Annotated in this window: 13 protein-coding genes and 1 pseudogene; 8 read left to right on the top strand and 6 right to left on the bottom strand. The window is 68.7% G+C overall.

Annotated features, from left to right (window positions below):
• Nucleotides 1–163: 163 nt before the first annotated feature.
• The gene (gene serC / locus NN2_RS31210) at nt 164–1291 is read right to left on the bottom strand and encodes a phosphoserine transaminase (protein ID WP_063018349.1); all 1128 of its coding nucleotides are present in this window, start codon (nt 1289–1291) and stop codon (nt 164–166) included.
• Between the two features lie 138 nt (nt 1292–1429).
• Between serC and NN2_RS31205 the strand changes: the two genes are divergently transcribed.
• The gene (locus NN2_RS31205; protein WP_227463039.1) at nt 1430–2245 is read left to right on the top strand and encodes a hypothetical protein; all 816 of its coding nucleotides are present in this window, start codon (nt 1430–1432) and stop codon (nt 2243–2245) included.
• A 20-nt stretch (nt 2246–2265) separates the two neighbouring features.
• On the opposite strand, the gene NN2_RS31200 is transcribed toward NN2_RS31205, so the two are convergent.
• Together NN2_RS31200 and NN2_RS31195 are read right to left on the bottom strand one after the other, a co-directional pair.
• The gene (locus tag NN2_RS31200) at nt 2266–3156 is read right to left on the bottom strand and encodes a polysaccharide deacetylase family protein (RefSeq protein ID WP_245658929.1); all 891 of its coding nucleotides are present in this window, start codon (nt 3154–3156) and stop codon (nt 2266–2268) included.
• An 81-nt stretch (nt 3157–3237) separates the two neighbouring features.
• Nucleotides 3238–4380, bottom strand: a complete 1143-nt coding sequence (locus NN2_RS31195) for a citrate synthase 2 (protein ID WP_063018347.1) — start codon at nt 4378–4380, stop codon at nt 3238–3240.
• A gap of 304 nt (nt 4381–4684) precedes the next feature.
• Here NN2_RS31195 and pdxH point away from each other — a divergent pair, with 304 nt between their 5' ends.
• The 5 genes from pdxH to NN2_RS31170 all read left to right on the top strand — a co-directional run bounded on the left by pdxH (nt 4685) and on the right by NN2_RS31170 (nt 10426).
• Nucleotides 4685–5335 carry a pyridoxamine 5'-phosphate oxidase gene (gene pdxH / locus NN2_RS31190; protein ID WP_063018367.1) on the top strand — a complete coding sequence of 217 codons (651 nt, stop codon included), beginning with the start codon at nt 4685–4687 and terminating at the stop codon, nt 5333–5335.
• 143 nt (nt 5336–5478) lie between these two features.
• A complete protein-coding gene (locus NN2_RS31185) occupies nt 5479–6774 on the top strand; it encodes an MFS transporter (RefSeq protein ID WP_063018345.1) in 1296 nt (431 codons plus the stop codon).
• Nucleotides 6775–6957: 183 nt separating this feature from the next.
• Nucleotides 6958–8313: a citrate synthase gene (locus tag NN2_RS31180; protein WP_081879230.1), complete on the top strand. Its 1356-nt coding sequence runs from the start codon at nt 6958–6960 to the stop codon at nt 8311–8313.
• A 445-nt stretch (nt 8314–8758) separates the two neighbouring features.
• The gene (locus tag NN2_RS31175; protein WP_063018343.1) at nt 8759–9961 is read left to right on the top strand and encodes a GNAT family N-acetyltransferase; all 1203 of its coding nucleotides are present in this window, start codon (nt 8759–8761) and stop codon (nt 9959–9961) included.
• Nucleotides 9962–10036: 75 nt separating this feature from the next.
• A complete protein-coding gene (locus NN2_RS31170) occupies nt 10037–10426 on the top strand; it encodes a YccF domain-containing protein (RefSeq protein WP_169812471.1) in 390 nt (129 codons plus the stop codon).
• 12 nt (nt 10427–10438) lie between these two features.
• Here NN2_RS31170 and NN2_RS31165 read toward each other — a convergent pair whose 3' ends face one another.
• The gene (locus NN2_RS31165) at nt 10439–10903 is read right to left on the bottom strand and encodes a MarR family winged helix-turn-helix transcriptional regulator (protein WP_051755246.1); all 465 of its coding nucleotides are present in this window, start codon (nt 10901–10903) and stop codon (nt 10439–10441) included.
• Nucleotides 10904–10939: 36 nt separating this feature from the next.
• On the opposite strand from NN2_RS31165, the gene NN2_RS31160 reads away from it, so the two are divergent.
• Nucleotides 10940–11176, top strand: a complete 237-nt coding sequence (locus NN2_RS31160; RefSeq protein WP_030513273.1) for a DUF2530 domain-containing protein — start codon at nt 10940–10942, stop codon at nt 11174–11176.
• Between the two features lie 86 nt (nt 11177–11262).
• Nucleotides 11263–11889: a TetR/AcrR family transcriptional regulator gene (locus tag NN2_RS31155; protein WP_030513272.1), complete on the top strand. Its 627-nt coding sequence runs from the start codon at nt 11263–11265 to the stop codon at nt 11887–11889.
• 12 nt (nt 11890–11901) lie between these two features.
• On the opposite strand, the gene NN2_RS31150 is transcribed toward NN2_RS31155, so the two are convergent.
• Complete coding sequence (locus NN2_RS31150) at nt 11902–14769, bottom strand: sacsin N-terminal ATP-binding-like domain-containing protein (protein WP_245658927.1); 2868 nt, start codon at nt 14767–14769, stop codon at nt 11902–11904.
• A 26-nt stretch (nt 14770–14795) separates the two neighbouring features.
• Nucleotides 14796–15044 (bottom strand): annotated as a pseudogene (locus NN2_RS37930) (hypothetical protein); the annotation flags it as partial.

Raw genomic sequence — 15044 nt, 5'->3', positions numbered from 1 at the left:
GACGACTAATCTGCTCTGTTTCCACGCTCACCGGCCCACGCCCCGGCAAACTTCCGGCACGATTTCGGTTGGCGCGCACCACAACAGCGTAAACGCGAAAGCCGCGGATTTCGGTGACGAAATTCCGCGACTTTCGCGAGCTTTTATCCGAGCGCTGTCGTGATCAGGCGCTGATCTGCTGCACCACCCAGTCGATGCAGCGGGTCAGCTGCGACACGTCCTCGGGGTCGATCGCCGGGAACATGCCGACGCGCAGCTGGTTGCGGCCCAGCTTGCGGTAGGGCTCGGTGTCGACGATGCCGTTGGCGCGCAACACCTTTGCGACCTGCGCCGCATCCACCGACGGGTCGAAGTCGATGGTGCCGACCAACTGCGAGCGGTGCGCCGGCTCCGCGACGAACGGCGTGGCGAATTCGCTGGACTCGGCCCAGGAATACAGCCGCGACGAGGAATCGAGGGTCCGCTTGACGGTCCAGTCCAGACCGCCGTTGTTGTTCATCCACTCGATCTGATCGGCGAACAACAGCAGCGTGGCCAGCGCCGGGGTGTTGTAGGTCTGATCCTTGGTGCTGTTGTCGATCGCGATCGGCAGCGAGAGGAATTCGGGAGTGTAACGACCCGAATCCTTGATTTCGGAGACTCGCTCCAGAGCCTTCGGGCTCATCAGCGCGACCCACAGGCCACCGTCGGAGGCGAAGCATTTCTGCGGCGCGAAGTAGTACACATCGGCGTCGGCGATATTCACCGGCAGACCGCCCGCGCCGGAGGTGGCGTCGATGGCGATGAGCGCGTTGTCCGAGCCGGCGGGCCGCTGCACCGGAACCGCCACACCGGTGGAGGTCTCGTTGTGCGCCCACGCGATCACATCGGCGACCGGGTCGGAGACCGGCTCGGGCGCGGTGCCCGGGTCCGAGGACACCACGATCGGATCGCCGATGAACGGGTTGCGCTTGGCCACCGCGGCGAACTTCGAGGAGAACTCACCGTAGGTCAGGTGCAGCGAACGGTCCCGGATCAGGCCGAAGGCCGCGGCGTCCCAGAACGCGGTGGTGCCGCCGTTGCCGAGCACGACCTCGTAGCCCTCGGGCAGCGAGAACAGCTCGCGCAGGCCCGTGCGGACGCGCGCGACGACGTCCTTGACCGGCTTCTGACGGTGGCTGGTGCCCATCACGGCGGCGCCGACCTCGACGAGGGAGCGCAGCTGTTCGGGACGGACCTTGGACGGGCCGCAGCCGAACCGTCCGTCGGCGGGCTTCAGATCGTCGGGGATGCTCGGAAAGGCAGCGGTCATGGGCTCAAGCCTAGAGCGTGATGTGGGTCTCGCGCGTGGGTGGGTCGGGGTTGCGCGGACGGATGCGACAGGCTTGCCGAAACCGCGCATATGTCCGTATCACCATGTCGGCGCCCGGCGGACCGTTACCGTTGGGCAATGAGTATGGCAGGGCGGGAGATACCGGACTCGACGGGCATCTCCGCCGCATCCGCGGCACCCGGATCGACCGCGGTCCCCTCGGCCGGCGCAGCCGGATCGGCCCGGTCCGCCAGCGGCCGCTACGGTCTGCGCGCACGCCTGGCCACACGGCTCGAGCGGGCCGGGAACATGCTGCGTACCGGCATGCTCTCCGAGGGAGCACGGCACGAGTTGCTGCTGCGCGGCCTGCCGGGAACGGCGACGATTCTCGGGGTCCGCCCCTGCCGCACTTCCGCCTCCGCGGCCTCCCGCGTCGACGGCCTGCGGAAGCGGGCGGATGCCGCGGGCCGGGTCGAACCCGGCTGTCGCTTCTGGGTCCGCATCCAACTCGACGGCGTACCGCCGTACGAGACCCGGATGCGGCAACGAGTGAGCGACGCCGAGCGGGAGTCGATGCAACCGGGCGACGTGGTCGGCTGCCGCGTCGATCCGGGTGATCGCGAGCGACTGGTGCTGTACGTGCCCGGCGTCGCGGAGGCGACGCGGGTGAGCATCGCGAAGATTCTGTCCGCGGGCCGCCGCGCCGACGCGACGGTGCTGGCGGCCACGCCGATCGCCGCCGACTACTCGGGTCGCGACGATCCGGTGCTACGGCTGGATCTGGAACTGCGCGCCTGGGACGAACCGCGGCCGTGGCGCGTACGGATCGTGCAGCCGGTGCCGTTGCCGGCGATCGAACTGGTCGATCTGGGCCGGCATCTCGAGGTCGCGTTCTTCGCCGTGGATCGCGGCGAGTCGGTGGCGGTGGACTGGGAGGCCTCGGCCGAACTCTGAATCCGGTTCGAAAGGCCCGCTCAGGGCAGTTTGACGAATTCGAAACCGCGCGAACGCAATACCGGCAACACCACCGACATCCCCTCGGCGGTACCCGACTTCGGGCGGTGCATATGGGCGATCGAGATCGACCCGGGCTGTGCCGCCGACATCGCGGTGCGCACCTGCGCGGCCGTGAAGGTCGCCCCGGCATCGGCGTTGATGCTGAAACCGACCGGCGTCTCCCCCAGATCCCGCACGATCGCGACCGACACGTCGTCGTAGTGTGCGGTGCCCGCGCGGAAGAACCGCGGCGGATGTCCGAGCAGCCGGGTGAGCCGCTCGTGATTGCCCCACACCTCGTCGATCGCCTGCTGCGGGGACGCGGTGCCGGCGATGCCGTAGGCGGCGTGGCCGGTGACCGAGAGCGGACAGTGCCGGGTGCCGTGGTTGGCGAGTTCGAACAGCGGATTGGTGGCCAGTTGCTCGGCCCTGCCCGGGTCGGCATCGATCCAGCGCTTGTTGAGAAACAGCGTCGCCGGAATGTTGTGGGCGACGAGGTAATTCATCAACTCGGTGTTGATCTCGTCGTTGTCCGGCCCGCCGCAGGCATCGAAGGTCAGCGCCATCTGCTTACCCTGCGCGGGGATCGAGGTGATGATGCCGGGCAGGTCCATTCCCCATCCGGCGGGCTGCCGACCGGCATAGCGCGCGGCCACGGCCGCCGGATCCGGCTGTGCCGGTAGCGACGCCGATGCCGGACTCGCCACCGACGGAACCGATGTGCGGGCCGGTGCGGGCGGCGCCGTGGAGATGATCGTCTTGACCGGCGAATTCCCTTCGGCCGTAGCACATCCCGAGGCGGCGAAACCCGCGGCTACCGCCGCACCCGCTGCCAGAAGCCGACGTCGCGACAGTTCTGCTCCACCCACGCGAGCAGATGCTACGGCAGAGAAGCGACGAGCGCCTCCGCAGCGAAAACTGCGAAGGCGCTCGAACGGCGACGGCCCGGACTACCGGACGACGGTCTCCCATCCCGGCACGGACTCCGCGGAGCGCGGCGCCGGTCCGGTGTAGATCGCGGCCGGGCGCACCAGCTTGCCCAGTTGCTTCTGCTCGAGGATGTGCGCGCACCAGCCCGCGGTGCGGCCACAGGTGAACATCGCCGGCATCATGTGCGCGGGCACCTCGGCGAAGTCCAGGATCACCGCGGCCCAGAACTCGACGTTGGTCTCGATGGCGCGATCGGGGCGACGCTCGCGCAGTTCGGCCAGCGCGGCCTGCTCGAGCGCCGCGGCGACCTCGTAGCGCGGCGCGTCCAGCCGCTTCGCGGTGGCACGCAGCACCCGGGCGCGCGGGTCCTCGGCCCGGTAGACCCGGTGGCCGAAGCCCATGAGCTTCTCCTTGCGATCGAGGATGCCCTTCACCAGAGCGCGTGCGTCGCCGGTCTTTTCGACCTCTTCGATCATCGGCAGCACCCGCGCGGGGGCGCCGCCGTGCAGCGGGCCGGACATGGCGCCGATCGCGCCGGACAGGCTGGCGGCCACGTCGGCGCCGGTCGAGGCGATGACGCGCGCGGTGAACGTGGAGGCGTTCATACCGTGCTCGGCGGCCGACACCCAGTAGGCGTCGATGGCCTCGACGTGGCGCGGATCCGGGTCACCCTTCCACCGCTTCATGAAGCGTTCGGTGATCGTGCTCGCCTCGTCGATCTCCTTCTGCGGCACGGCCGGCTGGTAGATGCCGCGCGCGGACTGCGCGACATAGGACAGGGCCATCACCGACGCGCGCGCGAGGTTCTCGCGGGCGGTGGCGTCGTCGATGTCCAGCAGCGGCTGGTAGCCCCAGATCGGGGCGAGCATCGCCAGACCGGCCTGCACGTCGACGCGCACATCGCCGGTGTGCACCGGCAGCGGGAACGGCTCGGCGGGCGGCAGTCCCTGTCCGAAGCGGCCGTCGACCAGCAGCGCCCAGACGTCACCGAAGGTGACGTGGTTACCGACCAGGTCCTCGATGTCGACACCCCGGTAGCGCAGCGCGCCGCCGTCCTTGTCGGGCTCGGCGATATCGGTGGTGAACGCCACCACGCCTTCCAGGCCACTGACGAAATCGGGGGGCACGGCCGGACCAGTAGGAGCCGCAGCGCTGGTAGTCATGTTGTGACTCTCCTTGCAAATCGGGCCGCACGATCTGTGGGCGGCCACGCGATGGTGCTTTCCCGGCTCGGCCGGGTGGTGCTTTCCCGGCTCGGCCGGGCCGGTGCTGTGCGGCCGTATGCCACTCCGGCCGATCACCTGCAACCTTATCCCCCCAGTACTGGGGAGTAACGTTTGGACCATGCGCGAGGAGCAGAATTCACCGGGCTCAGCGGGGGGCGAAACGGGTCTTGCGACCGCGAATTCATCGACTTTGCCGGATCGCTTCGGCGCCGTCCCGCGCGTCGATGTCGACATCGCCGCGATGCGGGCCGAATACGGCGGCGATCCGGACCTGACCGAGAGCTGGCCGGCCGACGGCTGGGAACCGTTGCTGCGCAACTGGATCGAGCTCGCCACCAACGCCGGCATCACCGAACCCAATGCCATGGTGCTGGCGACGGTCGAGCTCACCGACGCCGGACCGCGTCCCGCGTCGCGCACGGTCCTGTGCAAGGGAGTGTCCGCCGAGGGTGTGACTTTCTACACGAATTACGACTCCGCGAAGGGTGATCAACTCCACGCGGTGCCGTATGCGTCGGCCACCTTCGCCTGGCCGAAGGTGGGCCGGCAGGTGACGCTGCGCGGCCGGGTGGACCAGGTCTCCTCGGAGGTGACCACGGCGTACTGGCGCTCGCGTCCGCGCAATTCGCAACTGGGGGCATGGGCGTCGCACCAATCCCGCCCGGTGGCCTCGCGGGAGGATCTGGATCGGGCATTGGCCGACGTCACGGACCGTTTCGACGGCGTGGAACAGATTCCGGTCCCGGCCAATTGGGGCGGCTACATCCTGCGTCCGGAACAGATCGAATTCTGGCAGGGCCGGCGCAGCCGGTTGCACAACCGCATCCAGGTGACGCTGCCGGACGGACCGGCCGCGATGGGCTCGGCCCGCATCGAACGCCTGCAACCCTGACCCGGAATCCCCGCCACGACGGGCGATATGCCCGAGTCGCGGATCGGCCGCTACCGGCTATATTCATGGGATGATTTCTGGAAGACGGCCGCCGGCCGCATCGTCCACGCGGACCGGCGCCGCGCCATGGTGAAAGCTCGGCCATGGTGAAAGTGCTCGCCGATGTCGCACCGCTGCGCGACATCGATTTCCGGCGGCTGTGGGTCACCAATATCGTCACCGTCATCGGAGCCCAGCTCTCGGTGGTCGCGGTTCCGCAGCAGATCTACCAAATCACCGGCAGCTCCGGATATGTCGGGCTGGCCGGCGTCTTCGGCCTGGTGCCGCTGATCGTCTTCGGCCTGTGGGGCGGGGCGGTCGCCGACGTCATGGACCGGCGCACCCTCCTGCTGATCACCAGCGTCGGCACCGGGCTGACCTCCGTGGCGTTCTGGTTGCAGGCCGCCGCCGGGGTGAACAACGTCTGGCTGGTGCTCGGGCTCTTCTCGGTGCAGCAGGCCTTCTTCGCGATGAATCAGCCGACCCGCGCGGCCATCATTCCGCGACTGCTGCCGGGTGACCTGTTGCCGGCGGCCAACTCGCTGAACATGACCGTCATGCAGTTCGGCGCCATCGCCGGGCCGGTGCTCGCGGGTGCGCTGATCCCGGTGACCGGACTGTCGATGCTGTATCTGATCGACTCGGTCGCCCTGCTGGCCACGCTGTGGGCGGTGTGGCGACTGCCCGCCGTCCCGCCGACCGGAGTCGCCCGGAAGGCCGGATTGGGCACCGTCGTCGAGGGTTTCAGCTACCTGTCCACCCAGCCGATCCTGCTGGCCTCCTTCGCCGTCGACATCATCGCGATGGTCTTCGGCATGCCGCGCGCTCTGTTCCCGCAGATGGCGCACGACACCTTCGGCGATCCGGTGACCGGCGGTGTGGCCCTGGGCCTGCTCTTCGCCGCGATGTCGGCCGGTGCGGTCGCCGGCGGCGTGTTCTCCGGATGGCTCGGCCACGTACGGCGCCAGGGCATGGCCGTGGTGGTGTGCATCGCGCTGTGGGGTGCGGCGATGATCGGCTTCGGACTCGCCGTCGGCGCGACCGGCCACCGGTTGAGCATCGGGGTCGGCCTGTGGATCGCCTTGGCGTGCTTGGCCTTCGGCGGTGCGGTCGACATGTTCTCCGCGGCGCTGCGGACCAGCATGTTGCAGGAGGTGGCCACCGACGACATGCGCGGGCGGCTGCAGGGCGTGTTCACCGTGGTCGTCGCAGGTGGGCCCCGGATCGGTGATGTTGCCCACGGTTTCACGGCCGCGGCCATGGGTACTGCCGTGGCGGCGGCCGGTGGTGGGGTCCTGGTGGTGATCGGCGTGCTGATCGCCGCGGCCGTCTTCCCCGCCTTCGTCCGCTACCGCGTTCCCCGCGTCCACGCCGAGATTCCGGCCGAACAGCACTCGTGAGCACCCGCGCGAGCCCCTAGCACGATCGGGCCCGCGAGCTCACATCGCACACATGTGACCGTGAGGTAGCAGATGACGACCCTCACGGATCGACGCTACCGGTGAGCGGCTAGCGTTGAGGTAAGTGCGCCGGACGCCGACCGCGCCCGTCGCCTACGGTTCTAGCCTGAGAGGGATCCTTCCGTGCCCGCTGAGAACATCAAAGTCGCGCAAACGCCTTCGGACGCCAACGGCGCAGGCGACGCCAAGCCGGTACTTTCCTACCCTGGCGGCGAATACGCCATGACTGTCGCCCAGGCCGTCGAGGGCAACGACGGAATCGATCTGGGCAAGCTGCTGGCCAGCACCGGGTACGTCACCTACGACCCGGGCTTCACCAACACCGCGCCCACCAAGTCGGCGATCACCTACATCGACGGTGAGGCCGGCATCCTGCGCTACCGCGGCTACCCGATCGAGCAGCTCGCCGCGAGCTCGAACTTCATCGAGGTCAGCTACCTGCTCATCTACGGCGAGCTGCCGACCCAGGCACAGCTGGAAGACTTCACCGACCGGATCCGCCGCCACACGCTGCTGCACGAGGACCTCAAGCGCTTCTTCGACGGCTTCCCGCGCAACGCGCACCCGATGCCGGTGCTGTCCTCGGCGGTCAACGCGCTCTCGGCCTACTACCAGGACTCGCTGGACCCGCGCGATCCCGAGCAGGTCGAGCTGTCGACCATCCGCCTGCTGGCCAAGCTGCCCACCATCGCGGCCTACTCCTACAAGAAGTCGGTCGGCCAGCCGTTCCTCTACCCGGACAACTCGCTGAGCCTGGTGGAGAACTTCCTGCGCATGACCTTCGGCTTCCCGGCCGAGCCCTACGAGGTCGACCCCGAGGTCGCCGCCGCGCTGGACATGCTGCTGATCCTGCACGCCGACCATGAGCAGAACTGCTCCACCTCGACCGTGCGCCTGGTCGGTTCCTCCGACGCCAACCTGTTCACCTCGGTATCCGGCGGCATCAACGCGCTGTGGGGTCCCCTGCACGGCGGCGCCAACCAGGCCGTGCTGGAGATGCTGGACGACATCAAGGCGAATATCAACGGCGGCACCGTCGATGCCGCGGTCAAGGACTTCATCCGCAAGGTCAAGAACAAGGAAGACGGGGTGAAGCTCATGGGCTTCGGACACCGCGTCTACCGCAACTACGACCCGCGCGCGACGATCGTCAAGAAGACCGCCGACCAGATCCTCGGCAAGCTGGGCGTGCAGGACCCGCTGCTCGATATCGCCAAGGCGCTGGAAGAGGCCGCGCTGACCGACAGCTACTTCGTCGATCGCCGCCTGTACCCGAACGTCGACTTCTACACCGGCGTCATCTACCGGGCGATGGGCTTCCCGACCCGCATGTTCACCGTGCTGTTCGCGATGGGCCGGCTGCCCGGCTGGATCGCGCACTGGCGCGAAATGCACAGCGAGCCTTTGAAGATCGGCCGCCCGCGCCAGATCTACACCGGCTACGGTGCGCGCGATTACGGCGATATCGCCGGTCGCTGAAGTAGCTGATCCGAAGCCCGCCCCCTTCCGAGGGAGGCGGGCTTCGTGCATATCGGGGGCCTGTGCGCCGCAGAGGGTTTCACGTGCTCCGCACTGGAGAGACTGTGCGGCACCGCAATTCGCGGCCCCTTACAAGCGCACGTTGAGCGACTCGTTAGCGCCGCCCGGCACCATCATCGTCGTGGCGCGGAGGCGACACCGGGCCGCCGGAATCCGGGCCTGCCTCGGAGGGGACGGCAGGCCCGGATTCGCAATTTCTGCCTTCGCTTCGCTTCGGCGGGGTTTCGGCCCCCTGGGCCGAAACCCTCAGGGTGCACCCTCGCGGAGGAGGTTCAGCACTGTTCGGTACGACTCGAGCGGTAGCGGTACTTGCGGCTACAGCCTGGTATGGCCCGTCGGGAAAATCCGGGTGCGCAGGGTCCTGCCGGCGTGCGATGGTCGAGGTATGGCGATCGCAGCAGAGGTCACGCTCAGGCCCGCGACCGAGGACGACCTCCCCGGTATCGGGCTGCTGTTGTCGAATGCTTTCGGCGCGTCGCCCCGGGAGGATCCGGTCGTCACCGCACAGCGGCTGAAGCTGTTCCCGCTCGAGCGTGCGCTCGTCGCCGTGGAGGGCGACCGCGTCGTCGGCCACACCCGGGACACCACGATGACGCTCACGGTGCCCGGTCCGCATCCCGTCGAGGTCTGCGGCGTGGCAGGTGTCGCGGTGGCGCCGACCCATCGCCGTCGCGGCATTCTGCGCGCGATGTACACCGAACTGCACGAGCGTACCGAGGCCGCGGGGCTGCCGCTGACCATCTTCACCGCCAGTCGCGCCACCATCTACGGACGATTCGGGTACGGGCCGTGTGTCGTGGAGAACCGCGTCACCATCGACCGCCGCTTCGCCGAATTCCGGCCCACCGCGCCCGATCCCGGTGGCGTGACACTGAGCTCGCTCGACGATGCGATCACCGTGGTGCCCGGCATCTACGACCGCTGGCGGCGGCTGGTGCCCGGCGCCCAGGCGCGCCCGCATTCGGCGTGGTTGATCCAGCTGGTCGGCAGCGGGGGCCAGGCCGCCCTGTTCGCGCTCACCCATCCCGACGGGTACGCGCTCTACCGCTACGACAACTCCGAGCCGCGCAGACTCACCGCCGAGGTGGTGGAACTGCGCGCGGTCACCACCGAGGCGCATGCGGCGCTGTGGCGTGCCCTGCTCGGTCTGGACCTGGTGGACACGGTCACCGCCACCATCGGCGACGACGACCCGCTGCCCCACCTGCTCACCGACTCCCGCCTGGTCCGCACCGTCAGCCGTCACGACGGCCTGTGGGCACGGCCGATGGACGTCCCCGCCGCCCTGTCCGCCCGCGACTACGAAACGGATCTGGATGTCGTTGTCGCCGTGGACGACCCGTTCCGCCACGCCGGAGGCACCTTCGCCCTGCGCGTGCGCGACGGGCGGGCCGAATGCGAACCCACCACCCGCACCCCCGACCTCGAACTCGGCATCGACGTCCTGGGCAGCCTCTACCTCGGCGCCTACTCAGCCCGCACCTTCGCCGTCGCGAACCGAGTGCGTGCGAAGAGCTCCCGGATCGTCGCGGATGTGGACCGCGCTTTCCGGGCCGAGCGTGAACCCGTGCTCGGCTGGTTCTTCTGAGCGGCTCGTCCACACGCGCTCAGTTCACATCTGGTGGGTACGGCACCGCCCTGGCATGCTGGATACGTGACCCTCATCCGGTTCGTACTGAATGTGCTCTGGTTGATTTTCGCCGGGTTCTGGCTGGCGGTGGGTTATTTTCTGGCCGGAATCCTCTGCTGCATCCTGATCATCACCATCCCGTTCGGGATCGCGTCGTTCCGGATCGGGGCCTACGTGCTGTGGCCGTTCGGCCGGGAGGTGGTGGCCAAGCCGGGCGCGGGGGCTCCCTCGCTGATCGGCAACATCATCTGGGTGATCTTCGCGGGGTTCTGGCTGGCGATCGGGCACCTGGTCACCAGCATTCCGCTGTTCGTCTCCATCATCGGGATTCCGTTCGGCTGGGCGAACCTGAAGCTCATCCCCGTCTCGCTGATGCCGCTGGGGCGCGAAATCGTCTCCAGCGAGCACGCTTTCGTGGCCTGAGCGCCGGACGTTCTACTCCGAGTCGGCGACCAACTGCTTCATGATCGCGACCGCGTCGTCGAGCACCCGCAGCTGATCGGGGGTCAGGCCGGACAGCTGATCGAACATCCAGGCCTCGCGGGCGTTGTTCTCGTCCTGGATCAGCGCCTTGCCGGCGTCCGAGAGCGAGACGATGACCTGGCGGCCGTCGGTGGGATGCGGATCGCGCTTGACCAGCTGCAACTCCGAGAGCGAGGCGATCACTCGGGTCATCGACGGTGGCTGCACCCGTTCCTTGGCGGCGAGTACGCCGGGAGTCATCGCCCCGTCTCTGGCCAGGGTCGCCAGAGCCGACAGTTGGGTGAGCGAAATCTGCGCTTCGGCACGACGGCCGCGCAGATGGCGCGTCAGCCGCACGACCGCCAGGGACAGTTCACCGGCGAGCGCACGGATATCGGATGGCGTTGTCACAGAGCAAAACGATACGTGACACCACATATGTGGTCCGCCGTTCCCGCCGCTATCGTTGACTTCGTGACCCCCGAGGTGCCCGAGATCCCGCCGCGGCTGACCGATCCGCGTCCCGTTCTGGCCGTCGGCTCGCTGGTGTGGCTGGTGGCGACCGTCGTGGTCTGGTGCAACGACAGCTGGGCCGACGCACGGCCGATCTGTTTGATGGGACTGGGAGTCGGACTGCTCGGCTACAGCATTTTCGTCATTCAGCGCCGCGGCGCCCGCAGGGGTGACAAAGGCGCGCAGAAAGGGCTGTGACACCCGCCGGCCCGCGCCACGCCGAGCGCGCCGACTTTACAGTGTGCGAATTGACTCATCGCGTCCTGGCGGCTTAACTCGCTTCCGTGTCCTCCCGATTGAGCGTCGAAGAACGACGAGCCCACCTCATCGAGGCCGCCATCGGCCTCGCGGAGAAAAAGGGCGTCGCCGGGGTAACTACACGCGATGTCGCGCAGGCGGCCGGGGTATCGCTCGGTGTGGTGCATTACTGTTTCGAGAACAAAGATGCGCTGATGACCGAACTGGTCAAAGCATTGGCGATGGAATTGCGCGATTCCGTCGAGACCAATGAAACGGTCTGGCAGGAAGTCGGAAGTGGAAAAGAATCCCTTCAAAATTTGGTTCGCGCCAGCCTGGAACTGCTCTGGCTGAACATCGAATCCACACCGCAACGGCAACTGCTCACCTACGAAACCACCACCTACGCTCTGCGTGAAAGTGAGCAGACCCCAGCGAAACTCGCGATCGCGCGCGAACAGTATCTGTTCAACGACGCCACCGTCGCCGATGTGCTCGAGCACGGGCGCGTGGCCACCGGAACCGAATGGCGAATTCCGGTTCAGACCTTGAGCCGATTCACCCTGAACGTCATCGACGGAATCGTTTTGCGCTGGCTCGTCGACGACGACAGCGCGGCGGTCCGCACCCAGCTCGACGTGCTCGCGGAAATGATCACCACCTACGCGAAATAGCCGCGCCGCGTATCACGAACTCGGCTGCCGCTGCACGTGGGTGGTGTCGCCCGCGCGCCACCACGGAACGCCCACGGTCGCCTCGTAGGCGCCGGTGAGCCGGACCTCCAGCCGATCGTGCAGGACCAGCTCACCCGCCAGCGGCGGCAGGCCGAACTGCAGCCGCAACAGCACACCCAGCGGTTCGTCCGCCCAGGTTGTGCGTTTTCCAGTGCCGAGCACCTCGGCATGTACCGCCTCGGAGGCAGCGGCCACGTCGAGCAGCGTGGCCAGTTCGCCCGCATGCTCGATATCGCCGGCGACCAGGCGATCCGCCGGTAGCGCCAGACCGAGCCAGGGCCGGTCCAGAACCAGCGCGCGATCCGGATCGATCACCGCTCCGGAGAGCGCACGCACCCGCTCCGGCACGCCGATCTCGTCGAGATCCAGATGCGGCACGGCCGCGGCGAGCCGGCGATGGGTTTGCGAAACCGCTTCCGGGGTGGGCTTTTTCGCAGGATCGGCCAGTGCTTCGAGCAGGGCCACGGCCAAGTCGGCGGTGATGTTCGCGGGGTCGGCGAGCACGGCGTCGAGGGCTGCCGAATCGGCCGCCGTGAAGCCCGGGAGTTCGGGCAGCAGGTCGGCGAACACCGGATCCGATCCGGCCTGATACACGCCGAGTGGGCGATCGCCGACCCGCGCGTGGCGGCGCAACCACCAGGCGGTGTAGCCGTCACGGTCGGCGAGTAGACGGCGGGTGGCCGGTTCGGCCAGCAGCAGTCGCAGTGCCCGGGGCCAGGCGTCGTCGGCGACCAGATCCAGATCCCGGACCGCGGCGAACTCAGGCGGATCCTCCGGCAACCCCTGCCACCAGCGGTCCTCGTCGTCGAGGTCGTGGTCGGGACCGGTCGGATCGGTTTCGGTGACGACGGTGAAACCCCAGCCGACGCCGATCGCGCGCAGGGCCGCCGCCGGATGCCGCTGCGCGATCGCGGTGTCGAGCGTGCCGAACGGAGAATCCGTGATCAGCACCTCGGCCAGCGGGGCATCCGGGAGCAGAAGTTCGTCGGCCGGGCGCAATTCGCCGGTCTCGTCGGGCAATTCGAGGGCGCCGAGCCAGGTCGGAAGGGTGGTGTCCGGCGGCAGGTGGGCGGCCAGGCCGAGCACCGCCTCGCGCAGTTCCTCGTCGTCGGATCGATAGTCCAGTTCGGCGCGCAGCGCGGTATCGGTCAGCAGATCCTCGACCCCGGCCTGCTGCGCGCCGAGCCGGCCGAGCAGTTCGTGCGCGGCCTCCGGGTGGACCAGCCGCGCCCACGGCACCGCGACCGCTTCCTCGAGCTGATCGTCGAGCACCACCGTGCGCGGGCCGGTGACCAGGCGGCCGTCGGAGAGCGGCACGGCCAGCGCGCCCAGTTCCTCGGCAGCGAGCGGATCGGTCACGAACGGTTCCAGCGCGTCGTAGAGCGAATACCACCACTGCGGCGGGCGCTGCACACTTCCGGTCAGTTCGGCCACGCGAGCCAGGCCGATGCGATGTACGTCCAGCACACCCAGCAGTTCGGCGCAGGCACGTCCGGACAGCTCCGGGATCACCAGCGGGCCGAGCAGACCTGCCAGCAGACCCGCCAGTTCGGTTGTGACGCCGAGGAATACGCTGGCGCGATTCGGCGCCGCGTCGGCGCGGCGCGGCCCGCCAGTGGTCGACAGCTCGGCCACGTCGGCAGGCGGCGGCGCCACACCGGTACGCATCACATCATCGATATCCGGCGGCGTGATCGCCGCGTCGACATCGGCGGGCGCACTGTGGAGATCGGTGAGCACCGGCAGCCAGGGATGTTCGCGCAACTCGTTCACGAGGGCCTCGCGCAGCAGACCGTCGGCCTCGCTGCGGGCGAAACCGGGCGCCGGAACCAGCACCAGGCGGTCCGGCGGTGGCAGGGCGCGGGCGAAATCCGCATAGCCCTCGGCCAGTTCGGCCACCCGGGCGCCGGGCATCAGGCGGCGCCGATCCGGTTGCAGGGCGATATCGGCGATCACCAGGGCGGGCAGGGAGAGTTCCTCGTCGGTGCGGGTCGGTGCCCGCAGCACATCGGCGGTCGCGGCAACGGCCCGGCCGTCACGCAGCGGGAGCAGCCAGCGCGCCCGCGCGGTGGTGTACTGCCACCACCGGAAGTCCTCGCCGGACGGGGCGGTGATGCTCACCTGCTGCAGGCCGTTGCCCGCATCCTCCACCGCACGCCAGGATTCGTCGTCCTCGACCCGGATGGAATGCAGGCCCGGCAGTTCCAGCAGCAGATCCACCGCCTCGGCCCGCATGGCCGCGAGCAGTTCCGCGGCGTCGACGTCCTCGCGCAACCAGACCACGATCTCGGTGTCGAAACCGGTTTCCGGGGCGACCGCCACCGACCAGGCCAAGCGCAATACCGGGACGGCGGGTCCGTCGGCACCGGCGGGGATGTCGATACCGTTGTCGCGCAGTTCGATCAGAGTCTGCGCACGAGAGAATCGCACAGACCCGGTGGTCGAGCGAAATTCCACCTCGTCACCGGCGGAGAGCACCGCCGTGAACCCGACACCGAACCGGCCGACCGAAGTACCCGTCTTGCCCGACGCCCGCAGGGCCGTCAGCGCGTGCACACCGGAAAGATCCAGCGGGGCACCCGTATTGGCGATATGCAGGGCGCGGCCGCGCAGCCGCACCGACACCCGGCCGGAGACCCCGGCCTTGACCGCGGCGTCGGCGGCGTTCTGCGCCAGCTCGGTGAGCAGCCGATCGCGATATCCGGCCCGGACCAGATCCGCCTCGGTGGCGGCGTCCTCGCGCAGCCGAGTCGGCGAATTCCGCCATGCGGTGAGTACTCCCGCACGCAAGTCCGCGGTGCCGAACGGATCCTGTGTCACCCCTACGGCTCCCCCGCTCGCGCTGGTCAGTTCTCCTCCGCCGCCCCGGTCTCACCCGGCTGCACCCGCACCGCGGACACCGCCCAGGCATCGCTGTAACGCGTGACACCGGAAGTCGCGTCACCGGAATCACCGCGCGGCGCGGCCTCTCCCGCGTTGTCCGCGCTCCCGGCGTCGGCCTCCGCGCCTGCGTGCCCGGTGCCATCGTCCCCGGCCGCTGCGTTTCCGCCGGTCTCGGTGCCGGCGCTCTCGACAGCTTCGGCGGCGGGGCGGTC

Origin of the sequence: Nocardia nova NBRC 15556 (assembly GCF_001613005.1) — a bacterium.
In the GTDB taxonomy this organism is placed as follows: Bacteria; Actinomycetota; Actinomycetes; order Mycobacteriales; family Mycobacteriaceae; genus Nocardia; species Nocardia nova.
This window is presented reverse-complemented; position numbering and strand designations above follow the sequence as displayed.

Bases quoted from the DNA above. Each gene is read 5' to 3' on its own strand.
- NN2_RS31205 (WP_227463039.1), top strand. From the start codon at position 1,430: ATGAGTATGGCAGGGCGGGAGATACCGGACTCGACGGGCATCTCCGCC.
- NN2_RS31195 (WP_063018347.1), bottom strand. From the start codon at position 4,380: ATGACTACCAGCGCTGCGGCTCCTACTGGTCCGGCCGTGCCCCCCGAT.
- pdxH (WP_063018367.1), top strand. From the start codon at position 4,685: ATGCGGGCCGAATACGGCGGCGATCCGGACCTGACCGAGAGCTGGCCG.
- serC (WP_063018349.1), bottom strand. From the start codon at position 1,291: ATGACCGCTGCCTTTCCGAGCATCCCCGACGATCTGAAGCCCGCCGAC.
- NN2_RS31185 (WP_063018345.1), top strand. From the start codon at position 5,479: ATGGTGAAAGTGCTCGCCGATGTCGCACCGCTGCGCGACATCGATTTC.
- NN2_RS31165 (WP_051755246.1), bottom strand. From the start codon at position 10,903: ATGTGGTGTCACGTATCGTTTTGCTCTGTGACAACGCCATCCGATATC.
- NN2_RS31175 (WP_063018343.1), top strand. From the start codon at position 8,759: ATGGCGATCGCAGCAGAGGTCACGCTCAGGCCCGCGACCGAGGACGAC.